This is a genomic window from Psychrobacter sp. CX21 (assembly GCF_057396255.1).
Genome location: NZ_JBXYJG010000004.1, coordinates 213,587 through 240,304, shown reverse-complemented (window position 1 = coordinate 240,304; position 26,718 = coordinate 213,587). Strand labels below are relative to the sequence as shown.

General features: G+C 39.3%; 17 protein-coding genes. All 17 read left to right on the top strand.

Annotation, left to right across the window (positions count from 1 at the left end; genetic code table 11):
• Positions 1 to 71 precede the first annotated feature (71 nt).
• Positions 72 to 1,147 (top strand): IS3 family transposase gene (locus AC2SLP_RS04400; protein ID WP_486535053.1). Its coding sequence is split into 2 segments (ribosomal slippage): positions 72 to 318 and positions 318 to 1,147, totalling 1,077 coding nucleotides; the frame shifts between segments, so codons are not numbered across the junction.
• Positions 1,148 to 1,208: 61 nt separating this feature from the next.
• Entirely contained in the window at positions 1,209 to 1,496 is a 288-nt protein-coding gene (locus tag AC2SLP_RS04395; protein ID WP_486535413.1) for a YeeE/YedE family protein, read from the top strand.
• A gap of 80 nt (positions 1,497 to 1,576) precedes the next feature.
• Positions 1,577 to 2,017 carry a DUF6691 family protein gene (locus tag AC2SLP_RS04390; RefSeq protein WP_486535412.1) on the top strand — a complete coding sequence of 147 codons (441 nt, stop codon included), beginning with the start codon at positions 1,577 to 1,579 and terminating at the stop codon, positions 2,015 to 2,017.
• Positions 2,018 to 2,454: 437 nt separating this feature from the next.
• Complete coding sequence (locus tag AC2SLP_RS04385; RefSeq protein ID WP_486535411.1) at positions 2,455 to 4,248, top strand: AMP-binding protein; 1,794 nt, start codon at positions 2,455 to 2,457, stop codon at positions 4,246 to 4,248.
• Between the two features lie 119 nt (positions 4,249 to 4,367).
• Positions 4,368 to 5,144 (top strand): SDR family NAD(P)-dependent oxidoreductase, encoded by a 777-nt coding sequence (locus tag AC2SLP_RS04380; protein WP_486535410.1) that lies wholly within the window; start codon positions 4,368 to 4,370, stop codon positions 5,142 to 5,144.
• Between the two features lie 468 nt (positions 5,145 to 5,612).
• Complete coding sequence (locus AC2SLP_RS04375; protein ID WP_486535409.1) at positions 5,613 to 6,842, top strand: DNA topoisomerase IB; 1,230 nt, start codon at positions 5,613 to 5,615, stop codon at positions 6,840 to 6,842.
• Positions 6,843 to 7,238: 396 nt separating this feature from the next.
• A complete protein-coding gene (locus tag AC2SLP_RS04370; protein WP_486535408.1) occupies positions 7,239 to 9,047 on the top strand; it encodes a phospholipase D-like domain-containing protein in 1,809 nt (602 codons plus the stop codon).
• Between the two features lie 272 nt (positions 9,048 to 9,319).
• Complete coding sequence (locus AC2SLP_RS04365) at positions 9,320 to 10,948, top strand: 3-deoxy-D-manno-octulosonic acid transferase (RefSeq protein ID WP_486535407.1); 1,629 nt, start codon at positions 9,320 to 9,322, stop codon at positions 10,946 to 10,948.
• Positions 10,949 to 10,955: 7 nt separating this feature from the next.
• Positions 10,956 to 11,672 carry a 16S rRNA (uracil(1498)-N(3))-methyltransferase gene (locus AC2SLP_RS04360; protein WP_486535406.1) on the top strand — a complete coding sequence of 239 codons (717 nt, stop codon included), beginning with the start codon at positions 10,956 to 10,958 and terminating at the stop codon, positions 11,670 to 11,672.
• A gap of 110 nt (positions 11,673 to 11,782) precedes the next feature.
• Positions 11,783 to 12,931, top strand: a complete 1,149-nt coding sequence (locus AC2SLP_RS04355; RefSeq protein ID WP_486535405.1) for an ABC transporter substrate-binding protein — start codon at positions 11,783 to 11,785, stop codon at positions 12,929 to 12,931.
• 212 nt (positions 12,932 to 13,143) lie between these two features.
• Positions 13,144 to 14,301: an extracellular solute-binding protein gene (locus AC2SLP_RS04350; RefSeq protein ID WP_486535404.1), complete on the top strand. Its 1,158-nt coding sequence runs from the start codon at positions 13,144 to 13,146 to the stop codon at positions 14,299 to 14,301.
• 194 nt (positions 14,302 to 14,495) lie between these two features.
• Positions 14,496 to 16,094 (top strand): ABC transporter permease, encoded by a 1,599-nt coding sequence (locus tag AC2SLP_RS04345; protein ID WP_486535403.1) that lies wholly within the window; start codon positions 14,496 to 14,498, stop codon positions 16,092 to 16,094.
• A 152-nt stretch (positions 16,095 to 16,246) separates the two neighbouring features.
• Positions 16,247 to 17,494, top strand: a complete 1,248-nt coding sequence (locus AC2SLP_RS04340; protein ID WP_486535402.1) for an ABC transporter ATP-binding protein — start codon at positions 16,247 to 16,249, stop codon at positions 17,492 to 17,494.
• Positions 17,495 to 17,888: 394 nt separating this feature from the next.
• The gene (gyrA, locus tag AC2SLP_RS04335) at positions 17,889 to 20,639 is read left to right on the top strand and encodes a DNA gyrase subunit A (protein ID WP_486535401.1); all 2,751 of its coding nucleotides are present in this window, start codon (positions 17,889 to 17,891) and stop codon (positions 20,637 to 20,639) included.
• Between the two features lie 135 nt (positions 20,640 to 20,774).
• Positions 20,775 to 21,479, top strand: a complete 705-nt coding sequence (locus AC2SLP_RS04330; RefSeq protein ID WP_486535400.1) for a glutathione S-transferase — start codon at positions 20,775 to 20,777, stop codon at positions 21,477 to 21,479.
• Positions 21,480 to 22,138: 659 nt separating this feature from the next.
• Positions 22,139 to 24,724, top strand: coding sequence for an ATP-dependent chaperone ClpB (gene clpB / locus AC2SLP_RS04325; RefSeq protein WP_486535399.1), 2,586 nt, complete (start codon positions 22,139 to 22,141; stop codon positions 24,722 to 24,724).
• Positions 24,725 to 24,920: 196 nt separating this feature from the next.
• Positions 24,921 to 26,549: a BCCT family transporter gene (locus AC2SLP_RS04320; protein WP_486535398.1), complete on the top strand. Its 1,629-nt coding sequence runs from the start codon at positions 24,921 to 24,923 to the stop codon at positions 26,547 to 26,549.
• Positions 26,550 to 26,718: the final 169 nt, after the last annotated feature.

The window sequence follows — 26,718 nt, the reverse complement described above, 5'->3', positions numbered from 1 at the left end:
TGTAACTATCCCCTAAAATAACACAGCTCAAACGTAGAATTTCTTATAAAATACCCATAAGGAGTTTTAACATGAGCAAACGAATGACTGAAACCCAAATAGTATCAATCTTAAAAGAAGCAGAAGCTGGAATACCTGCCAAAGAGCTGTGCCGTAAATACGGTATTGCTAGTTCAACCTACTACAAGTGGAAGTCTAAATACGGAGGTATGGAAGCCTCTGACGTCAAGCGACTAAAAGAACTAGAAGAAGAAAACCGTAGGCTTAAACAGATGTATGCTGATTTAAGCCTCAAATCACAAATGCAGGAAGAAATCATAAAAAAGCTATAGCGCCTGTCCATGAACGTAAAGTCTGGGCACAAGAACTGCAGGCGCAGTATGGTGTTAGTATTGTGGTTAGCTGTCAGGTGGTCTGCATGAGTCGAACTGCTTATTACTACAAGCCTAAACTATCTGATGACAGTGAGATTATTGATGTCTTAAATGAGCTTACTGACAAGCATAATCGCTGGGGTTTTCCAAAGTGCTTTAAGCGTATGCGAGCACTTGGCTATTCATGGAATCACAAGCGCGTACATCGTGTTTACAAAGCGTTAAACTTAAACCTACGCCGTAAGACTAAAAGGCGACTGCCAGCACGCAATCCTCAGCCGCTAAGTGTGCCAAGTGCATTAGGGCATACTTGGTCTATGGACTTTATGAGCAATAAGCTACATAACAATATTCGCTTTCGAACCTTTAATGTGATTGATGATTATAACCGTGAAGTATTAGGCATTGATATTGGTACCAGCATCCCCTCACTTCGAGTGATTCGCTACCTTGATCAGCTAGCCGAGTGGCATGGTTACCCTAAGCAAATTCGTGTGGATAATGGTAGTGAGTTTACCTCACACGTATTCACTGATTGGGCATCGGCTCACGGTATTTACATTGACTATATCGAACCTGGTTGTCCTTATCAGAATGCTTATATTGAACGGTTTAATCGCAGTTATCGCAATGAGGTTTTAGATTGTTACCTTTTCAACAATTTAAACGAGGTCAATCAACTGACTGAAGATTGGATTGAGGTTTATAACACCCAAAGACCCCATGATTCACTTGATGATATGACACCTGCCCAGTACAGACAGGTGGCTTAACGATTCTACGATGATGTTGTGTTAAAGATGGGGTATTTACATAAAGAACTCTATAACTCAGTTGCCAAAGCCTAGTTGGCAATTGTTTTTTGTATTTGGTATGGCCTTAGCAACTTGGGTTTATGCTTTACTTATCGGCTTTCCCGAATTAAATATGGCCCAACCTATATGGAAAATTATCCTTGCAGGGCTGTTGGTCGGTTTTGGAACTAGATTGGGTTCAGGCTGCACAAGCGGACATGGAATTTGCGGTATTTCAAGGCTGTCGCCACGCTTAATCACCGCCACCTTACTGTTTTTATCAAGTGGCATTCTAACGGCAACTTTTTTTGCAATGATTCAAACTTAGTCAGTCCCGCCTACAGTTTTAATATTTACCTTTCTTTTTTCTATTTAATTTCTCTCTCATAGTCATTTTGTGAGCCTGTTATGATAATAAACAACCGACTAACGCTGATATTTAGTTTCATTTCTGGTTTTATATTTGCCATAGGGCTCATCGTATCTCAGATGCTTAATCCTGAGAAAGTATTGGGATTTCTACGACTTTTTCATAATTGGGATCCTTCATTAGGTTTGGTTATGGGTGGGGGTATCGCCGTCGCTATGCCAGTCTTCTTCTATATTAAATCACGTAAGAAACAAGGCAAAAAAGCATTAAATAGTGCTCCCTTTGACCTGCCTACGACCAGTAAAATTAATTCAAAACTTATAATAGGCAGTTTGATGTTTGGAATCGGTTGGGGTATGTTAGGGTTTTGCCCTACACCTGCACTGGTAACAGCATTTGCAGGTTATACCGAATCTATTCTATTTGTTATAGCCATGTTAGCTGGATTTTGGTTGCACGCTAAACTCATTAAAACTTAACGTTCAATGCTTGATTCAAAAAGCTAACGTCATTCTTACTTATAATTATCTAAGCGTTATACTATTAGAGTTTTAAAAAATAATAATATGTCCTAATACAATCAATAATAAAAGACTCTGAATCATTGAAAAGTAATAAATATATAGAATGAGATGAAATGTATTGATATACTAAATTAGAGGCTGTATAGAATTACTTAAATAGAACTGCTGATAGCTAAAATTTACTTGCATATAGCCTTAAATATAGCCTCTGCCAGTTCCATGAATTAATTCTATACAGCCCCTAGTAGAAATAGAAATTAGAAAATAAATTAAAGATTAACAGGATTTAATCTTTTGTTATTTATTCAGATTTTATTCAGGTCTGTTTAATTATATAGATCAGTATTTATATTCAGTACATATACAGTATCTCGCTAAAGGAGTAGCAGAAAATGTCACAAGATACGTCTATAAACACCTCATCAAGTCAGCTTCCAGAACACTCTCAATATAAAAGCCAAGACCATAACCATAATCAGTTTAGTCAAAATAATGACACGAGAAACATTCAAGCCTATCAAGCCTTATATCAAACCTTCAATCAAGATGCATTGTTTCAAAAGATTTTCAAAGATACACCAGAAGATGCATTAAATGCCTATGTGGCATGTTGCGGTAGACATGTCCGCAATGGATTAGGCGATAAAATCGCGCTCGTCCATCAAAATACCAATGAAAAAGTGACACAGCTAAGTTTTAATGACTTAGATCATAAAAGTGCTCAGGTTGCTCACATGTTGCAGCAATATGGGGTCCAGTCTGGAGACAGAGTAGCAACGATGCTACCGCGTACGCCAGAGCTTTTAATTATTGTATTAGCAACTTGGCGCATTGGTGCTATCTATCAACCATTGTTTACTGCATTTGGTGTTGAATCTATCGAATATAGGTTGAATAAAGCGGATACTAAGGTGGTGTTTACTAATCCTGAAAACCGCGAAAAATTTGATGATATCAAAAACTTGCCAATAATGGTGTTTGTAACAGACGACCATACGTTGAATGAATCGAATGAGAAGCAATCAGATGTCGATTACGAAGATATCGATTACGAAGATGCCAATTTGAGAAATGCCAATCTGAGAAATGCCAGTCAATTTGATACAAAATTTGAGCCAATCAATCTCGCACCCGATGCCCCTTTCTTACAGATGTTTACCTCGGGTACAGTTGGAAAGTCTAAAGGCGTGAGTGTTCCTTTAAGTGCTCTACCTACCTTTTATTTATACATGTGTTATGCTATTGATTTGCGTGAATCAGATAACTACTGGAACATGGCCGATCCTGGGTGGGCATATGGATTGTATTATGCCATTACTGGGCCTTTGCTTATGGGCATGACTACCTACTTTAATGAAGCCGGGTTTGATGCGCAAAATACCTTTGATTTTCTAGTACGCCATAAGATAACCAATGTTGCTTCCTCACCGACAGCATTTAGAATGATGAAGTCGAGTGGTGTATTTGAAAATGTTGCTGACCAATTATCATTACGAATTGCCAACTCAGCAGGTGAGACGCTCAACACTGAGGTTGTGACTTGGGTCAAAGATAATTTAGGTTGCCCTGTGTATGATCAATATGGACAAACAGAAACTGGAATGACCTGTTGTATGCATCATGCACTTACTCACGATGTGCCGACTGGTAGCATGGGTGTGCCAATGCCAGGGCATAAACTGATTGTATTAAATGATCAGTTAGAGCCAGTAGCTGATGGAGTACAAGGACAACTGGCAATTGTTGTTAGTGAATCCCCTGCATTCTACTTTAGCGGATACAGCTGGGATGAAAAGCAGGCTTTTTCAGGTGATTATTATCTGACTGGCGATATCGTAGAGCGGCATAAAGATGGAACATTCTGGTTTGCAGGACGCGATGATGATATCATCATCACTGCAGGTTATCGGATAGGTCCTACGGATGTAGAAAACTGCGTCATGGAGCATGAGGCAGTGGCTGAATCGGTGGCAGTGGGTGTGCCAGATGAGATGAGGGGGCATGTTATCAAGTCATACGTGGTATTAATGCCAGGTATAGAAGGCACAAAAGATTTGGAAGATGAGATTAGATCTTTGGTACACAAACGCTTATCAGCACATGCTTATCCAAGATTTGTTGAGTTTATCGAAGCATTGCCTAAGACGCCTAGTGGTAAAGTTCAGCGTTTTTTACTGCGTCAATAGGCGCTTTTGCTGCGCCAATAACTTATGTTGCTTTAATAGCTCTTCAATAGTTCATTAATATCAATTCAACAAACCCTAATTTTTAACTTCTTTAAAATATAACCAAAAAAGGACAATAAATGAAAATTGAATCAAAAACGTTTATCGTAACTGGCGGCGCTTCAGGTTTAGGTGAAGCGGTGACTAGAGAGTTGGTATCTCGTGGGGCGAACGTTGTCATAGCTGATTTAAATGAAGAAACAGGCGCGGCTTTAGCCAAAGAACTTGGCGATGTTGTGCGTTTTGTACGCTGTGATGTGACTAGCGGTGAAGATGTTTTAACCGCTGTTGAAACTGTCGAAAATGAATTTGGTGCACTGGCAGGCAGTATTAACTGCGCGGGCATTGCAATCGTACAAAAATTGCTTGATCGCGATAATAATCCTGCTGACTTGGACCAATTTAATAAAGGCATACAAGTTAATTTGGTAGGCAGTTTTAATGTGGCACGTTTAGTAGCTGCAAGTATCGCTAAGCAAGTGGCGAATAATGGGGGTCCTAATAATATAGACCAAGGTATTATCATCAATACAGCTTCAATTGCTGCGTTTGATGGTCAAGTGGGTCAAGCCAGTTATGGTTCATCAAAAGCTGGGGTAGTTGGTCTGATGTTGCCCTTAGCACGTGAGATGACACGACATGGTATTCGAATAATGACCATAGCGCCTGGAGTGTTTGCCACCCCTATGATGGATTCTATTCCAGATAAAGCACGTACACAGCTTGAAGCAAGCGTACCTTATCCAAAACGCTTGGGCAAGCCCGCTGAGTTTGCTAATTTAGTAGCACATATCATTGAGAACGCCTATCTTAATGCCGAAGTAATACGCCTCGATGGTGCGATCAGAATGATCTAACATTATTCGCATTTCCCAAAATTATAGTGTTTGAAATTAATGTAATATAGCTGCGTCTTATCAGATGCAGCTTTTTTTTGACATATATTATTCAGATAAAGGTTAACGCATATTTATTTGAATTTGATTAGTTTACGTGGTTAGGTTCAACTATAGTCGGCGAACTTATAAAGAGTCACGGTGTTACCTCGTTAAGCCTACCCTAGTAGTACTTGCACTCGGTTGCCTTGTGACTACTTTAAAGTTCTTTGACTATATATGACGTTTTATTACAGTAAGTGCGCCCAATAAAAACATATAACGGTTAATTACGTAACCGGGCTTTACAGTTTTACTATGCGTAAATGCTGTGTTATGCAAGAGACTTCTAATAGAATAAGAAACCATAAAACTTAAACTTTTAAATGTATTCTAAAAAGTCTTATGTAATAAAAGATACCAAGATTATAATTAGCCTTCGAGGTTTAAATGCAGACTAATATAAACAGCCCCAATAAAAATAGCCTTTCTAAAAATGGCTCAAAGCAAAAGACCCCTAAGAACAACAAAGATAATAATAAACTTAATAAAGTGACGTCTAATAAGCAGTCAGTTGCCAATGATACCGATAATAAGTCGGTATTAGATGAGCTGTCTGATACTGTAGATCGACATAATTATGAAGCATTAGCCAAACGCGCAAACTTACGTTATGTAAGCGATAATGAGCCGGGTTATACGCGAAAACGTTGGGGTAAAGGATTTAGTTTTAAGGACTATAACGGTAAGACGATTAAGGACAAAAACTTACGCGCTCGGTTTGATGCTTTAGCGATACCTCCGATGTGGTCTGAGGTTTGGATATGCAAATATGATGATGGTCATCTTCAATGTACGGGCAGAGATGAAAAAGGACGTAAGCAATATCTGTATCATGAACTGTGGAATAAGGTTCGTGATGAGGCAAAGTTTGATGCGATAGTAGGTTTTGCTGAAAACTTACCAACGTTACGTGCTCAAATAGAAGCAGATTTAAAATCGGAGTTTTTAAGCCGTGATAATGTACTCGCTGCAGTAGTAAAGTTACTAGAAACCACCTTAATACGTATTGGAAATGATAGATATGCCAAAAAAAACAAAAGCTATGGGCTTAGCACATTAAGAAGTAAGCATGTCAGTGAAACAGAAGAGGGGTTAGCGTTTGATTTTGTGGGCAAAAGTGCCAAAGAGCATCATATAGAGCTTCAAGATGAACGACTTATAGATATCGTCAGGGCGTGTTCCGATTTACCCGGTTATCGTATTTTTAAATATATTGATAATGAGGGTAAAAAACAAATTGTTGAAAGCCAAGATATAAATGAGTATCTACGTATCCATACCGGGCATGAGTATAGTGCAAAAGATTTTAGAACATGGATGGCGTCGGTGTTAGCTGCCGATTATTTATATGAGCAAGCAGGTGATGACATATTAGAGAGTAAAAAAAATAGCAAAGCGCGCCAACAGCTGATAGTTGACGTGGTCAAACAGGTGGCTCAAGACTTAGGTAATACGCCCAGTGTCTGTAGAGCGTCATATATTCACCCTATGATTTTAAACAGCTTTTTAGAAAATAACTTTATTGAACGCTATAAAAAAGGACGTGTCGGCCGGACACGTAAATTCCAACAATTGAATGAAAAAGCTTTATTAGCGTTTTTAAAATCGTTCGATTAGTTAGGGGCAGTCTAGAATTAGTATATGTCACTGACTAAGACTATTTTTTTTGGCCGTACGCAGTATAATTTTCGACGCTTATTGAATCTAGTTTAGACCAGCTTTTAGAAAATCTTACAATTTTATGACAAAAATAGTCCTGTCCCTGAGAACGGGTCTCGAGCAAAGTACTGCTTTACCCGTTCGCAAGGCAAGAGCTATGCTCGAGTGAGGGGCTGATGCTAGAATTGCCCTAACATTGTTGCAAATCTAGCCAAGGTCTAATACGCTTCGGGCATTACCGCCGCTTTGTGACTAATCTGAAACAATTATAGCTATCGGCAGTACTAATATACTAATTCTAAACAGCCCCTAGTATATCGCCCTAAGTATTTAAGAGAGAACTGACATTTTTTCATGAGTCCAATTTTACCTAATCCCTTGTTTCTTGCAGCAGCTACTACTTCAATTCCAATTGAGGGTATATGGTCGTGGTTGCAAAATATATCGCTAGGGGACTGGGCATGGTTAGGGGTCGCAGCCCATATCATTCTAACAATTTACATGTTTGTAAGGGTGTTATCCACTCAGCGCAATACCAGCATTGTCATCACTTGGTTGGTATTAATTATTGTGGTTCCATTTTTTGGTATTATTGCCTATATATTAGTGGGCGAACCTTATTTAGGTAAAAGTTATAAATTAAGAAGCTCCAAGGCGCAGAAGATGCTTAAACAATTGACGGATCATGAGGGTATCACTTATGACACCGTTGAAGATATGCTTCCTGAGCGATATCAGGGGGTTAGCCGTATTGGAACTTATGATACAGGTTTTGGGGTTTATGATGGTCATACCATGCAACTGCTAACCTCAGCAGACAGTACGATCGATAGCTTGCTTGTAGATATAAATAATGCCACTCGTTTGGTGCTTATGGAGTTTTATATTATCTATCCTAAGGGACGGGTTCAGGAGATCTTTGATGCACTCATTAAAGCTTCCAAACGCGGGGTAGAGTGTCAAATACTTGCAGATAGTGTCGGCAGTTTTAGCTTTTTTACCGATGATTGGTATGAAAAATTAATCCACTCTGGCGTAATTATTCATCAATCGTTGCCAGTTGGGCTATTTAAAACGTTATTTAAACGCACAGACTTGCGTAATCATCGCAAAATAGTGGTAATAGATGAGTATATAGGCTATACCGGTAGCTTTAATCTGGTTGATCCAGAGTTTTTTAAACAAGACAAAGCGCTAGGTCAATGGATTGATCTTATCATGCGCATAGAGAGTAAAGAACAACTTAGTGTAGTAACCGCGCTGGCTGCAGTAAATGTAACGGACATAGGTGCAGAAAGCTCTGAAAATCTAAAAGTATTAAGTCAGCGTATCGATGAGAGCATCAATACCTATACACGCAAGCTGTATCGACCCAAACCTACGATTAACGATCTTAATGATAAGGTGCCGGGTTATATTGCACGGCAAATTTCAGCGTTAAATCTAAGCGATGAATATGGTCAAGAGTTTCAAACACCAAATAGCCATTCAACTTCAATGTCTAAGTCAACATCAACATCTATATACAAGTCAACGTCAACGTCAACATCAACATTTAGGGATGTAGCGTCTCCAGGTTATTTAAAGCCGATTAAGCAAATGCCTGTGGTTCACAATATCATAGCGCAGTTGATTCCCTCTGCCCCTAGGCTCACAGAAAACGTGATCTATAATACGTTACTTACCGTATTTCATAGAGCAAATTTTAAAATTCAAATTACGACCCCTTACTTTGTTCCTGACGAAGCGTTATTAGCTGCCTTAACCACAGCCGCCAAACGGGGTGTAGAAGTTACATTAATACTGCCCAAAAAAGTTGATTCATTTTTGGTCCAACACGCGTCGCAGGCTTCTTATTCTATATTAATGGAGGCGGGCGTTAACATCGCTCAGTTTAAAGGCGGCCTATTGCATGCTAAAACTGTCGTTATCGACGATGATTACTGTCTGTTCGGAACTGTTAACATGGATATGCGCAGTTTTTATTTAAATATGGAAGTTAGTCTAGCGTTATATTCTCCTGCAATAGTGCAGCAGGTGTTGACCTGTCAACAAGCCTATCTAACCCAATCCGAAATACTGGATTCACAACACTGGGAGATGCGCCCAACCTACAAAAAATTGTTCGATTCAAGTATTCGGTTATTTAGCCCCTTGCTATAATATAATGTTGACTATAAATGAATAACATTGGGTTATCTTATATCCATACTATTTAAACTATTTTTTATAATGTAAAATAGCCTATCCCTATACAAATAACGAGCACATAAAGCGTAATCATAAAGCGCTTGAACTTAAATCGTCTGAAATAGTAGAACTTCAACTTAAATCTAATAAAAATTTAACAGTTTAAACTATCTTTACGCGTTAGTTGTGTACAAAAATTAGTCTTAGATTTGCAAGCCATTGCACCTTATTAGGTATTTTATTACATGCCCGCGCCAAATTCTCTTAATTCTTCTGAATCTGCTTATGCGCTATTATCTGATGTAGCTGAAACATCAAATGCGCTTAAGCCCCCTTTTTACTACCGATTGCTCATAAAGCTTTTAAAGCCTTTATATCGCGTTGCGTTATGGCGCCGCCATCAAAAAAGTAAAAACTTAGACACGCCTATCGCTGATTATGAACAAGAAATTGACGCACGGTTTGGTCGTCAGTATCCAAACCCGCCTACGCTCCCACATACTCATACAGGTACTTTAAATACTCAGTTAGATAAGTCATCTGTGTTATACGATAAGACCGTTTGGTGTCATGCAGTGTCACTGGGTGAGACCAATACCATCGCGCCTATGCTAAAGATTATGCTCGAGCAGGGTGCAAAGTTATGGATTACTAATACGACGCAAACTGGCTTTGCCCGCGCGGAAGAATTGTTTGCTACTTATTTGCAAACAGGTCAAGTGGCACACACATTTGTACCCGTGGATGATAAAGCAGTGGTAGAAAAGTTTGTAAACCACGTTAGACCTGACATTGCTTTATTTGTTGAAACTGAGTTGTGGGCGAACATTCTAAATGTCCTCAATAGTTTAGGCATTCCTTCTGTGTTAGTTAATGCCAGATTATCTCAAAAGTCTTTTCAAAACTATGCCAAGTATACTGATGTCATTACCAGTATGGTACAGAATTTGACGATGATAATCGCTCAAGACGTCGATACCGCGAAACGATTTCGTAGACTGGGCACCCCTGTTCCTAAAATACGCCGTGCGGATTCTTTAAAATGGTCTACGGGCTCTACGCCGAGCTTAACAAAGTCTCATTTTATGTCTAAACCTTCTAATAGGGCAAATCAGATTAACAGCGAATCGGCTCAAAAGTTTGCTGAAGATTTGAGTGCTCTTGACAGACCAATTTGGGTGGCAGGCAGTACCCATGCTGGCGAGGAACAGGTTGTATTGGAAGCACATCAAGCGATCATTAAGATGCCTTCTCTAAATAACGCGTTGTTGATTTTGGTGCCACGTCATCCTGAGCGATTTGATAAGGTTGCAGATCTCATTTCAGCGACGGGCATGACGCTACATCGACGCAGTAAAGGGGACAAAATAAATAAAGATACACAGGTTTATCTTGCTGATACTATGGGTGAGCTTAACGCATGTTACGCCCTATCTGATGTGGCTTTTGTTGGCGGGTCGGTAGTCAATATAGGAGGACATAATCCTATTGAAGCGGCAAGTTTGGCAAAGCCAATAATTATGGGTAGCTATACTCAATCCTGTCATGAAGTCGTGAGCGCCTTATATGATGCTGGCGCGCTTAGAGTGATAGAGCCTAATACGGGTCAATCCAAACGTCAAAGCAAACGAAATAAAAGTCAGCTTAAAGATGTTGCGACAACACTTGCTAAGATAGTTAGTGACTGGCTTTTAGATCCAGAATTAGCCAAACAAGCAGGCGAGGCTGGATGGCAATTAGTAACTCAAAAAAGCAACGCCATGCAAAATCAACTGGCCATGATAGAATCTTTATTAATTGATCTTGAACCTACGATAGAAACGTCGCTTCAAGCAGATGATTTAGACCACTTTGTTGTTAAATCACGATTATAACTACCCTATGAATATTATTCTATTACCAAGTACTGCTACGTTTGGTCAAGAGTTTACAATCACTAATGAGCGTCAGATAACTCATATCCTTAAGGTACTCAAGCTTGGGGTAGGGGATTTAGTAAAAGTTGGCATTGTATCGAGTAACATCGGAACGGCAACTATAAAATTCATAGATAGTGATAAAGTCATTTTATCAAACCTTGTCAGTCAGTATTTTCCACCAAACAAGCTTAATTTGACGGTTGTTCTGGCGCTACCAAGACCTAAAGTATTGCGCCGATTAATCATGGATATGACCGCTATTGGTGTGGATCATATAATATTAGTCAATAGTTACCGTACCGATAAAAGCTATTGGCAAAGCCCCATGTTACATCGTGTTGATGAGTTTATCGAATTAGGTTTACAACAAAGTGTCGATACCGTAAAGCCCATCGTAAGTTTTAAGAAACGGCTTAAGCCTTTTGTCGAAGATGAACTAAGTGTGATGACCCAAACCCACACATGTGTGGTAACGCATCCTTATGCACAAACCTCTTTTGGACAGTCTCAAAAGATCAATAGTTTTCCACAAATAGTCTGTATAGGTGCAGAAGGCGGGTGGATAGATTATGAGATTGAGCTATTTGAAGCAAATGGATGTACAGCTGTGTCTTTAGGAGACCGGATATTACGCACTGAAGCGGTTGTGAATGCATTGTGTGGTCACTATCTATTTTAACTGGTTGAATAATGTACTTACCAAACTATATGTTGAGAGTTATAGAGGCCAAATAATTGTTTAAAAGTTATCATTATTTACACAGTTTTATTATAAATGTGGTATCCAACATGATGGCCTTTACGTCTATTGTTTTTTATTATGATGACAAAGCTAATGGGTCAATAGCCCATAAACTGTGGTTGGTTTTAAGTGTTACTATACTCATGCTTGCAGGATGTGATAAACAAGCTACCCAAACAAATTCGGACACTATAGAAACGGAGATACTAACCGCACAAGCACCCATTAGAATTGGAACAGATATTGAGATAAACTATCTTAAGCCTATAAGCGATGCTTATTACGAACAAGAAGGTTTTGAGATTGAATGGGTTCCTCTTGATACTGAGCTATTTAAACTCAACAGAACGTCGAATTTGCAGCTATCAGATAGTATAAACATCCCTCAAGATATCGATATGCTACTCATGCATAGTGCACATACCCTTTTTAACGCTGCTAGTGCTCATAAACTTCAGCCCATAGGCTCAAATAAATTAAATGATGCCGTGCCAAAGCAATATCAAGATACCGATGGTGAATGGTTTGGTATAAGTAGCTATGCACGGACTATTATTTACAACAAAAATAAAGTCAACGAACCTGAGCTGATTAATTATGCAGGGTTAAGTAACGATAAATGGCACAACCGATTATGTATGACTGACATAATGCTACCTGAGAATCAATCGATAGCTAAAATGATGTGGCATTATCGAGGGAGTAAACCAACTGCAAAAATCCTCTCTAATTTAGACCGCAATGTGTCAGAGTATTCGATAAATGAACAAGCCGTTATAAATACTATTGAACAAGGTCGGTGCGATGTAGGTGTGGTAAATAGTGATATATTCTGGCGCTATGCTAAATCTAATCCTTCAACACCCGTTAGACTAACTTGGTCTAACCAAATTAATCGCGGCACTCTGACGGATGTCATTAGTGCCGGTATACTAAAATCTAGTCTTAAGGCGGGTCAATCCTTAAGATTTATGGAATGGCTGGTAAGTGATACAGGACAAGCATTCATAGCCTTCAATACCAGCACGTTTCCTATTATTAATATTAAAGATCCAAGTATTAACTCAGGTGCCATTCGTCCTAATTGGACTCAGTTCAACCCTGATGATAAGCCTTTGTATGACATTTATGAGAACAAACGGGTGTATAAGCCCACGCAAATTGAGTCTGAGGAAGCGTTGGAAGATAATATTTGATGTCGTTTAGTTTTTAATGACAATTAATATCATAAATAATAAAGTTGCAAGTGAAGACAAACTCTAGTAATTACTTTCAAATATTAACTTTATATAGAACGTTTCTCATTTGTTATTGATAATTATTATTATTTGTATTATTATGCCGTTTACTATTAATAGTGCAGTAATATTAAAAATTTCATCGATTTATCATAACTAATGAGGGCCATATGAGTAACGCAATAGAGGCAACATCCGGCAAACTAAGCACTACCAAAATCACATTATTAAGTGCAGCAATTATGGGTGCATTCGCACTTACAGGTTGTAATCAGACAACTGAAACTACTGAAGCTGAAGCACCTGTTGACACGGAAACCACAAAAGCTGTCGAAACCGAAGTTGTCAGTTCTGAGGCTTCAAATACTGATGTGGCAAGTAAAGGCCCAGTCACTATCTATTCATCACGCAATGAGCAGTTGATTCAGCCGTTGTTAGATCAGTTTACTTCTGAAACTGGGGTTCCAGTTGAATTGGTTACTGATAAAACAGGCCCATTAATGGCACGTTTAGAAGCAGAAACGACAAACACACCTGCTGATATGTTATTAACTGTTGATGCAGGTAACCTGTGGCAAGCGGGCGAACAAGGCCTACTACAGCCTTTAAACTCTGAAGTGGTTAATACCAACGTTCCACAGAAGTATCGTTCATCAGATGATCTATGGACAGGCTTATCGCTTCGTGCACGTACCATTTTTTATGATCCAGCTAAAGTAGATGCATCAGACTTATCAACCTATGCTGATCTTGCTGATCCAAAGTGGAAAGGTAAATTATGTTTACGTACCTCTAAAAAAGTCTACAATCAATCTTTAGTCGCCAGTATGATTGAGCATTATGGTGCTGAAAAAACTGAAGAAATCGTTAAAGGTTGGGTAGATAACTTAGCGGCTCCAGTGTTTAGTAATGATACTAAAATGCTAGAAGCAATCGCTGCTGGTCAGTGCGAAGTCGGTATCGCAAACAGTTATTATTATGGCCGTATCTTAGAAGATAATCCAGATTTCCCAGTTAACATTTTCTGGGCAAATCAAGGTGACGGTGCAGAAGCTACCGGTACGCATGTGAACGTATCGGGTGCTGGTATTGTAAAAAATGCTGATAACCCAGAGGGCGCGCGTATGGTCATCGAATGGCTTTCATCTGATACCGCTCAGGGCGAATATGCTAGCAGTGATAAAGAATTCCCTGTAAAAGAAGGCATTAATAAGTCAGAAATGCTTAATTCTTGGGGCGACTTTAAACAAGACAATATCAATGTAACAGTATTTGGTAAGCGTCAAGCTGAAGCTGTTCAGTTGATGGACCGTGCAGGATACGAATAATAATACCTTACCTGAAAACGATCTATCATTGTCAAACTCGAACCTACTGATGGTAACGTTTGCACTGGTTTTCATCGATATGTTAATTTTCAGATTAGGTATAATAAGCAGTCTCATATTCACTTTATGATGAATAATAACGATTGCTAAGGCGTATACATTTTAAGAATGTATACGCCTTACAAAAGGGTATTATGAAATCAAATACAATAAAGCGTGACTTAATAGCGAAATTGGTCCTTGGGCTAATTTCGCTATTTATGTTAATACCAATACTCATTGTGATGCGATCATGGCTAGAACCAATGGCCGATGTCTGGTCGCATCTTTTAGATTATGTCCTACCTGATGTTGTCAAAAATACAATATTGATATTAGCACTGGTCACGCTAATTGCGGGTAGTTTAGGCACTTATCTTGCGTGGCTGACAAGTATGTACCGATTTACTGGTCAGCGGTTTTTCGTGTGGGCCTTAATGTTGCCATTTGCAATACCTGCCTATGTCCTCGCTTTTGTGAGTGTTGGTCTATTTGATTATAGTGGGGTCGTACAAACCACACTACGTGATATGGGCATCACATGGTCATTTAGTCAAATTCGAAGTGTATGGGGTGCAGGGGTTATCCTCTCACTAGTATTTTATCCATACGTGTATTTACTTGCGCGCCAAGCATTTTTATCTCAAGGAAAAAGAGCCTTAGAAGCCGGCCAAATGCTAGGATTAACTAAGCGTATTGCATTTTTTAAAGTGGCGCTTCCTCAAGCGATGCCTTGGATTCTTGGCGGACTACTTTTAACGTGGATGGAAACCCTAGCAGACTTTGGTGCGGTCTCGGTATTCAATTTAAATACGTTTACTACCGCGATTTATAAAGCTTGGTTCGGATTTTTTAGTTTAACCACGGCTGCGCAATTAGCGGCTATATTAATTCTTACTGTTTTTATAATTTTATCTTTAGAACGATATTGGCAACGAAAGCGAAGTTATTTACCCAGTGCAGGTCAGCGTGAACGAGAAAAGTTAACCGGAGTCCGTAATGTGCTTGCGGTACTGTCTTGTAGTATCGTATTTTTATTAGCATTTGGGTTTCCAATGCTGCAGCTAATTTCTTGGGTAATAGATAATTATCATATTGATTTAGATACCCGCTACTGGGGGTTTTTGTTTAATACATTATCAATCGCTGCGACTACGTCAGTGGTCATCGCCATAATAACTCTAGTTATGGCATGGCTTTTAAGGCAATATCCCAATAAAAGTAATCAATTAATTGTGTCTTTAGCTAACTTAGGATATGCGGTGCCAGGTACGGTATTAGCGGTAGGCGTATTTATACCGATTGCGTGGGTGGATAACTTGTTTATTGCCTATAATATTACTGACGCACAGGTATTAAGTGGCAGTGTCCTTGTAATGCTACTAGCATTGACAACCCGTTTTTTGACAGTGGGGTTTCAGCCTATTGATCGTCAATTAAATCGATTAACTCCCAATCAAGAGCAAGCGGCTCAGCTACTTACTACCAACCGCTGGAAACGTTGGCGCAACGTCTATATGCCTGTGATAAGTCCAGGTGTGTTTACCGCGCTTATTATGGTATTTGTGGAAGTTACCAAAGAGATGCCCATTACATTAATGACACGACGTCATGGATGGGATACGTTGGCAGTTAGGGTGTTTGAAATGACCTCAGAAGGTATGTATGAACGAGCAGCATTGCCAAGTTTAACGATTGTTTTACTTGGTTTAATCCCTGTCATTGCACTCATTCGTCAATCTGACAAACTATAGAGTCTATTGGCTTCAACTATATTTACAGTGATAAACACACTTTATATCTGCACTTTAAAATAAGTACGTGTCTACATATTAAGTTAATAAGTTTAAAGATATATAAATGAATAAATGCATATAAACGACATTAAGCCTAATGGTGAAAACAAATGACATCCAAAGTACCTAATCCTTCACGTCCTGATTCAGAGTCATACTTAGATATCAATAATCTAAGTGTTAGCTTTGGAGATACAGAGGTGGTAAAGTCATTATCAATGCAATTAAACCAAGGTGAAATTGGATGTCTACTTGGATTTAGTGGCTGCGGTAAAACGACGGCGTTAAGAGCAATAGCTGGGCTTGAACAACCTCAGCAAGGGCTGATTAAATTAAATCATAAAACTTTAACCTACGTTATAAATACTCATATCAAAAAGCAGGTAGCGCCTGCTAAACGCGATATGGGAATGGTATTTCAAGATTACGCATTATTTTCACATCTGACGGTAAAAGAAAATATAGGGTTTGGCTTACACCGATTGAACAAAGCTCAAAAGGCTGAACGTATTCAAGAAGTTCTACAATTAGTAGAGCTCAGTGAGCATGCTAATAAGCGGGTAACTGAACTCTCAGGCGGACAGCAGCAGCGTATTGCATTAGCTCGCGCACTAGCGCCTAAGCCTGAGTTATTGCTTTTGGATGAGCCGTTTTCAAATTTAGACATGATGCTGCGAGAATCTCTTGCCAGCAGAGTGCGAGATATATTAAAAAAGACAAATACAACGGCAATATTAGTAACCCATGATCAGTATGAAGCGTTTGCAATTGCGGATAAAATTGGTGTCATGCATCATGGTAAGATTGCACAGTGGGCCACACCAGATAAGTTGTATCATGAGCCCAATAGCCCGTTCATTGCCGAGTTTATTGGAGAAGGCGCGATGATTAATGGTGTAATAGAGCAGGGCGTTATCAAAACGGCCCTTGGTGATATTATGCGCCAACCAGAACCCATCCACGCTCGTGGCACCGCTCCCCCTCTAATCATTAGCGATTCAGAACATCAATTAACCTCTAATAGGACTATCGAATCAGACAATAAAGCACAGTTTGATAAAGGTGAAGTATGTCGCTACGATTATCCCAACGGAACGCAAATCAAGATATTGATACGTCCAGATGATATTGTTCATGATGATGATAGTCCGCAACAGGCTGAGGTCGTTGAGCGGGTATATAGAGGTGCGAATTTTCTTTATCGATTACGCTTAGATAACGGAGAAGAGGTGTTGTCTTTAGTCTCCAGCCATCATGATCATCCTATTGGGTCTAAGATTGGTTTTTATCCGATAATGGCGCATGTCGTCTTATTTCAAGGTAATAGCTTAGATGTCACCACTTGGCAACGTATTTGAATCTTATAGCAATACTATAAAGCGGTTTTATAAATTAACGATCTCATATGTCCTTGATAAAGCCCTTAGACTTTCAGGCTTGCATAAGTTTTGACTAATTAAGCTGTTGTAAATTAAACTGTTTCTATTAACCATTAATTATTATACTAACAAAGCGTGATTGGCTCACCTTATATTAAAAAATCCTATCTAAACAAACCATTTTATCGTCATATATAGTCTCCCATAATGGTGTGTCTATACGCCCGTTACATCTTATTTTGTGTTAAAATAGCAAAGATATTTTTGATACAAAAACTTTTAAATAGTTTGTATTATTTTTAGATCATTTCGGAGCCAATTGTTCCTTAATTATTTAATGATTTAAAGCTATTAGCAACACGGAGATGTATATATGAGCGATTCGGTCAGTCCTATTGCTATCGTCGATGAGATGAAGCAATCCTATCTTGATTATGCTATGAGCGTCATTGTTTCTCGGGCGCTACCGGATGTACGTGACGGGCTCAAACCTGTGCATCGCCGTATTATGTATGCCATGCATCAACTCTCAAACGACTACAATAAACCTTACAAGAAGTCTGCCCGTGTGGTTGGTGATGTTATTGGTAAATATCACCCGCATGGTGATACTGCAGTTTACGATGCCATCGTGCGAATGGCACAGGATTTTAGTCTTCGCTACCCTATGGTAGACGGTCAAGGTAACTTCGGCTCTATTGATGACGATCCTGCTGCTGCCATGCGTTATACCGAAGTGCGCATGACCAAGCTTACCCATCAAATGCTCGCTGATCTTGAAAAAGATACGGTAGATTGGGAAGATAACTATGATGGCTCTGAACGTATGCCGAGTGTTTTGCCCGCGCGTATCCCTAATTTACTAGTAAATGGAGCAACAGGTATTGCGGTTGGTATGGCCACCAATATGGCACCGCATAACTTAACTGAAGTACTGGATGCTTGTTTGGCTTATGCAGAAGATTCAAATATTTCTAGCGAAGCGTTGACCAATTTCATATCAGGCCCTGACTTTCCTACAGGCGGCATTATTCATGGTCGTTCAGGTATTGTTGATGCCTATCGTACGGGTAAAGGACGTCTTCATATTCGAGGACGTTATCATATTGAACCTATGAGTGACTCTGGGGCGAACCGAGATCGAGAGCGCATTGTCTTCACCGAAATCCCATATCAATCAAATAAAGCCAAACTTATCGAGCGTATCGCTGAATTGGTTCGTGATAAGAAAATCGAGGGTATTTCCGAGATTCGCGACGAGTCTGATAAAGATGGTATGCGTATAGCTATTGATCTTCGCCGTGGAGAAGTTGCCGAGGTCATCGTTAACAACTTATTCTTGCAGACGCCTTTAGAGTCAAGCTTTAGTATTAATATGGTTGCGCTAGACAATGGTCAACCAAAGCTTATGACGCTAAGGCAGCTTATTGCTGCATTTGTGCGTCATCGCCAAGAAGTTGTGACCCGCCGTACTATTTATGATTTAAATAAAGCCAAAGCTCGCGGACATCTGTTAGAGGGCTTAACTGTTGCCTTAGCCAATATTGATGACATCATTGCAACTATCAAAGAGTCTGCAAATCGTGGTGAAGCTCGTGAAAAGCTATTGGCTGAGGTGTGGGATTCAGGTACAGTGGTTGCTATGCTTCAAGCGGCAGGGCGTGGGTCACTTGAAACAGGGGATCTTCGTTCTGTACGTCCAGAGTTTATTGATGATGAAGATCTTAAAAACCCTTTTGGTTTGATTGATAACGGGAACAACTATCGGTTGTCATTAGATCAAGTCAATGCAATTTTAGAGATGCAATTGCACCGTCTTACTGGACTTGAACAAGAAAAGTTAACGGAAGAATATCAAGATTTATTGCGCCAGATCGCAGAGCTTGAATCTATCTTAGATGATTTTGATAAGCTTATGACGGTAATCAAAAACGAATTGATTGAAATTCGTGACAATTTTGGTGATGAGCGCCGAACAGATATCGTAGATTCACGTATTGATTTAAGCCGTGAAGATTTAATACCGGAGCAAACGGTTGTATTGACAGTGTCGCGTACAGGATATGCAAAAACCCAGCCTATTGGTGATTATGTTGCTCAAAAACGTGGGGGCAAAGGTAAATCTGCTACTGCCATGAAAGAAGATGATGTGATCGATCATTTGGTAGTGACGTCTACGCATTCTACCGTACTGTGTTTCACTGATAACGGGCGAGTGTTTAGTCTACGCGGTTTTGAAGTGCCTATTGCTAGCCGTGGTGCTCGTGGTCGTCCTTTGGTCAACATCATTGGATTAGATGCGGATGAAGTTGTCACCACAATATTGCCTATTCCTAAAATGGTTGAAGAAGCTCCAACTACAGCAGCTGTTGTAGATTCAGACGATTTATATATCGATAATGATGAAGATAACAACAATGATGCGGCAGTAGAAGGTCCGTTTGTTTTCTTTGCCACTGCTAATGGTGCAGTTAAACGAGTAGAGTTAAAGCATTTTGCAAATATCAGATCGAATGGGTTAATAGCCATAGGTTTAGATGAGGGTAACAAGCTGGTATCTGCTCGAGTTACCGATGGCTTGCAGGAAGTCATGCTATTTGCCTCAAGTGGTAAAGCCATTCGCTTTGATGAAAATGACATACGTGTCATGGGACGAACTGCAAAAGGCGTGCGTGGTATGCGAATCAGCAAACAAGAATCTATTAAATCTTTAGTCGTTATTGATGAAGATGTGAACGAGATACTGATTGCTTGTGAGAATGGGTTTGGAAAACGTACTTCTATTGATGAATTCAAGACTCAGAATCGTGGTGGCGGTGGCGTAATCGCTATAAAAACCAGTGAACGAAACGGTGCATTAGTACGGGCTACAAAAGTGCAACCTGAAGATGATGTCATCTTGATATCAAACAAAGGTACTCTAGTGCGCACACCAGTTGCTCAAGTAGCCACATCAGGGCGTAATACTCAAGGTGTTACCTTAATTCGTTTATCAGAAGATGAACAATTAGTATCGATGGCACGAGTTGAAGATACTGGTGAAGAAGATGAGATACTTGAGGCTATCGCTGATGCCACTGCATTAGATGATGACGCGGCAGTTGATAATCAAAAATTAATTTAAACTTTCATTCTCTATATACTTATATTTAATATTGATATTAAATTTATGTCGTTGATATAGACAATAGAAATCTAATGCCGACATATAGGTTGTCGGCATTGTATTATCCATACCACTATTTTATTAGGAATCTTTATGTCTAACCTTCGAATACATCATCTAGAGAACTCACGGTCGTTTAGAATCGTTTGGCTATTAGAAGAACTAGGTTTAGATTATGAACTTACTCAATATGAACGAACCAAAACATTTTTAGCACCAAAAAGTTTAGAACAAGTTCACCCGACTGGTAAGTCTCCCATACTTGAAGTAACTGGTATAGATTCAGACAACCCTGAACATACTCAAGCATTAATTGAATCAGGTCACATTATAGATTATTTGACTGCAAAATATGATGCTGACTACACGCTGCATCCTAAAGTGAATCCTGAAGATGTGGTATGGCGTGATTACAATTTTTGGATGCATTACGTCGAAGCATCAGCGATGCCAGGACTCGTTATGCGTCTGATTTTTAATAAAGTGGTTGAGCGCTCTCCTGCGCTTATCCGTCCTATTTCAAAAAGTATTCGTAAACAAGTTGAATCCTCTATGATTGAGAAAAATATCAAAAAATCATTGCAAATGGTCGAATCTCAGCTAAGTAGTAACAAATGGATAGCGGGTAATAACTTTTCAGCAGCAGATATTCAACTGGCTTTCTTTATTGAAGCGGCGAATAGTGGTGAAGGTTTGGATGCAGTGAAATATACCAATACATTAAATTGGCTAAAACTGTGTAAAGCACGACCAGCTTATCAAGCAGCTGTTGAAAAAGGAGGAAAGCTTGAGTTCTAGAAGGTCGAATCAGATAGAGAACTCTTATAAACCAGAAGTATTAAAGTCTTGGAAGACGAAATTACTTATACTTATATTATGTGTAATAAGTTTTTATGCTGGGTGGCAGGCAAGTCGATCGTATCTTATAAAGAACTGTCAACAGGCAGGCGCTATTGTAGAAGTTCAAAACGCTTTGATTTTGTGTCAAATGCCAAACAAGTAATTAGGTTAAAAAGTATAATCTACTAGTCATCAAATAAATGAGCGTACAATTTTGGTATTGTACGCTTTTTTTATGTTTATTTAATCTTCAAATATAGCTCCTATTCAAGTTATAAATTTAAGTTTTACTATTTTAAGCTTTATTATTCTAAGCTTTAATTTAATGAACTGTTTTAGAGTACTATCTAATCAATTAAGCTCTATTTTTATAAAATAAATCAAATCATATGGTTTAATTAGACAAGCTAACTACGTAGTCATATTAAAACTTGACATAAATAAATAACTTTGATTTTTATTGAATTATTAGTCAATCATCCATATATAGTTACTAGAGTAAAACGTAAGCTTAGTATCATAAATGTTCTAACCATTTATTATGATTACATTAAGAGTTAAAGCTTATAGTTACGTTTATATAAATAATAAAAATATTAACTTTTATAAGGATTATCATGAGATTAGATAAATTTACGCAGAAGCTTCAAGCTGCTTTACAGCAAGCTCAAAGCTTAGCAGTGGGTAGAGACCACACCAGTATTAGCCCTATTCATTTAATGGCAGCATTACTTGAAGATGAGTCTAACTTGTCTGTATGTCAGCAAGCTGGGGCGAGTATACCTGCGCTAAAAAATGGCGTTGCTAAAGCGTTAGAGAATGAAGCAGTTATTGCAAACCCAACAGGTGAAGTAAACTTAAATCCTGAAGTCGTTCGAGTGCTGAATTTAGCAGATCGTCAGGCGCAAAAAGCGGGAGATGAATACATCGCGACAGAATGGGTTTTATTGGGGTTATCTGAGCAAGGTGATACTAAAAAGATATTCACTCAATCAGGGGTGACCTCTGAAAAACTAAAATCGGTTATTGAACAAATTCGTGGAGAACAAACTGTGGATAGTCAAAACGCTGAAGATCAACGCGACGCTTTAAATAAATATACAATTAATTTAACCGAACAAGCAGAGACCGGTAAACTCGATCCCGTTATTGGACGTGATGAAGAAATCCGCAGAACCATTCAAGTACTGTCACGCCGTACCAAAAACAATCCTGTATTAATTGGTGAGCCCGGTGTTGGTAAAACCGCTATTGTAGAAGGTTTGGCTCAAAAAATTGTGAATGGTGATGTACCAGAGGGTATGCGTTCCAAAGAAGTGTTATCACTTGATTTAGGGGCTTTAATTGCAGGTGCCAAATATCGTGGTGAGTTTGAAGAGCGTTTAAAAGCGGTACTGGCCGACTTATCTAAGCAAGAAGGTAATGTCATATTATTTATTGACGAATTGCATACCTTAGTTGGCGCTGGTAAAACTGATGGCGCGATGGATGCGAGTAATATGTTGAAACCTGCACTTGCACGTGGTGAGTTACAGTGTGTGGGCGCAACGACATTAGATGAATATCGCCAATATATTGAAAAAGATGCTGCACTTGAACGCAGATTCCAAAAAGTACTGGTTGATGAGCCTACGGTTGAAGATACCATCGCAATATTGCGGGGTCTAAAGGAGCGCTATGAATTGCATCATGGTGTCGACATTCAAGACAGTGCCATTATTGCCGCGGCGCGTATGAGCCACCGTTATATTACTGATCGTAAGCTACCCGATAAAGCGATTGACTTGGTGGATGAGGCTGCTAGCCGTTTGCGTATGGAAATGGACAGTAAACCAGAAGCTTTGGGTAAAGTGGATAGCCGCTTAATTCAATTAAAAATGCAGCGCGAAGTTCTTAAGAATGAAGAAGATGCGGGAGCTCAGGCAGAACGAAAACTTCTGGATGAACAGATTGAAGAGCTTGAAAAAGAATATGCCAATTTAAATGAAGTATGGCAGGCAGAAAAAGCACTGCTCAAGGGCAGTCAGCAGTTAAAAGACGAGTTAGATAAAGCCCGTATCGCTTATGATAAAGCAAGTCGCGAAGGCGATTACGAAACCATGAGTAAGCTGCAATATGAGACCATACCTCAATTAGAGAAGCGTATTGCCGAGTCTGACCTAGCAGAGCAAAAGCAACAGTCTGAAGAAGGTGAAGACATTAAGCTGCTACGTAACAAGGTCACTGATAACGAAATCGCTGAAGTGGTTGCGTCTGCTACTGGTATTCCGGTAAGCCGTATGCTTCAAGGCGAACGTGAAAAAATGCTGGCAATGGAAGAGCGTTTACACGAGCGTGTTGTCGGCCAAGATGAAGCGGTTCAGTCAGTTGCGAATGCGGTACGTCGTAGCCGTGCTGGTTTGTCAGACCCTAACAGACCTTCTGGGTCCTTCTTATTCTTAGGCCCAACAGGTGTGGGTAAAACAGAGCTAACTAAGTCACTTGCCAAGTTTTTATTCGATTCTGATGATGCTATGGTTCGTATCGATATGAGTGAGTTCATGGAGAAGCATAGTGTGAGTCGATTGGTTGGCGCGCCTCCTGGCTATGTGGGTTATGAAGAAGGTGGTGTTTTAACAGAAGCGGTACGACGTAAGCCATATAGTGTAATCTTGTTTGATGAGGTTGAAAAAGCACATCCTGATGTCTTCAATATCCTACTTCAAGTGCTAGATGATGGTCGTCTTACTGACTCTCAAGGCCGTGTCGTTGATTTTAAAAACACCGTCATTATTATGACCAGTAACTTAGGATCTCATAAGATACAAGAAATGGCAGGTGATGATTATGAAGAGATTAAAGCGGCAGTCATGGATTCTGTTGGTCAACACTTCCGTCCAGAGTTTGTGAACCGTATTGATGAAATAGTAGTCTTTCATCCACTTGGTATGTCGCAGATGGCTGGTATTGCTGAAAGACAACTTGAGCGTTTACGTGAGCGCTTACAAGAGCGTGAAATGGATATCAAACTCACGCCTGATGCTTTGAATATGTTAGTAGCCGTTGGCTATGATCCCGTTTTTGGTGCTAGACCGCTAAAACGCGCTATTCAGCAGCAAATTGAGAACCCATTATCACTCAAGTTACTCGCTGGTGATTTTGTCGCTGGAGATACGATCAAAGTTGATATTGATGACAACGACAACTTGGTTTTTTCTAAATAATGGTCTAATTAAATAGGCAAGAGACCCAACATTATGTTGGGTCTTTTTTATGCATGTTATATTTAAATAGTTATAAATTCAGTTAAAATTTAGAACAAAAACTTGACTCAGTCTTGTAATAGATATGTTTCTGATAATTGATAATTAATAATTGACTTGTTAATGTATCATTTTTTTTAGGACATAAGGTATTCTAATGGATGACTTAAAAGTTGGGCGCTTAGGTCCTTTTCCTAGGGTTAATAAGCCAGTATTTGTAGCCTCGGTTATTTTAATCGTAGGCTTTATTGTATTTGGTGCTATTTTCCAAGACTTAGCAAGTGAGGTGTTTAGCGCGAGTCAAAGCTTTATTACCCAAAGATTCGGCTGGATGTTTATTATTTTGATGAATGTCGCTGTTGCGTTTTGTCTTTATTTGATTTTAAGTCGGTATGGTGATATCAGATTAGGGCATCAAACTGAAGCCCCTCAATACAGTTTGCTATCGTGGATTGGCATGTTGTTTTCTGCTGGTATCGGTATTGGAATCATGTACTGGGGTACTGCCGAACCTGTCTATCATTTCATGGCACCGCCAATGGGAGAGCCGCAAACGATAGAAGCTGCAAAACAAGCGATGAATATCTCATTTCTACATTATGGTATTCATGCTTGGGCTATTTATGCCTTTGTTGCTTTATCTTTGGCATATTTCCATTTTAGACGCGGTTTGCCGCTTGCAATACGCTCAGCCCTTTTTCCTATTTTGGGTAAACGTATCAATGGTAAATGGGGTCATACAGTAGATGTGTTGGCTGTCTTTGGTACTATGTTTGGGGTGGTTACGACACTTGGCTTAGGGGTCTTACAAATCAATTCAGGCCTTGAAGGATTGTTTGGACTACCCAACAATGTGCCAGTGCAGATAGTTTTAATCGCATTTATTACACTTTTGGCATGTGGCTCATTAATGCTAGGATTAGACAAGGGTATCAAACGTTTAAGTGATTTAAATATATTTTTAACCTTTGTGTTATTAACATTTGCCTTTATATTAGGGCCTACGCAATACATCATGGATAGTTTTGTTGAGAACATTGGTAATTATATAAGTAATGTCGTTGAACTGGCTTTTTGGAATGAAGCCTATACTAAAACAGACTGGCAATCTTCTTGGACTATTTTCTACTGGGCATGGTGGGTAAGCTGGTCACCATTCGTCGGCGTATTTATTGCACGTATTAGCCGTGGGCGAACCATCCGAGAGTTTTTATTAGGTGTGCTTTTTGTGCCTATGACCATATTGTTCTTTTGGTTTACCACTTTTGGTGGCGTAGCTGTCAATATGGAACTTATAGGTGATGCTGGATTTATCGAAGTCGTTCAAAATGATTATGGTAATGCTATCTTTAAGCTTATGGAATACTATCCATTAACTAAAATAACGACTATGTTAATCATTATTATGATTGTATTGTGGTTTGTGACGTCATCAGATTCGGCAAGTTTCGTAATTGATATGTTGACCTCAGGTGGAGATACCAATCCACCCAAAATACAGCGTTTATTTTGGGCAGTAACTCAAGGTTTAGTAGCAGCGATTCTACTGGCAGCAGGCGGGCTAAAAGCACTACAAGCAGCAGCAATTGTTGCAGGCTTCCCGTTTGCTATCGTTATATTTGTGATGATATTAGCACTCTTAAGAGGGCTTAGCCGTGATAGATTAATACTGTATCGTACTCAGCAGCGCTTTATTACTGAAGAGTCGGCAGAGCATAACTCAGCGAATGAGTTTAAGGATGAAGATCTTCTTAAAGGTCCACCTAAAATAGTATCAGGTGAATAGCCCGTACGCTCATAAGTCGATTGAAAGCCAATTCTAAAGAATTGGCTTTTTTATTTGTTTTTTAAAGGCTATTAGACCTATAGTCGAAGAAGTATGCTTGTTACAGGACAACCGAGTGCAATTAATACTCATATATGCTTAGCGAGATTAAGGCTGTAAACATTTAGTA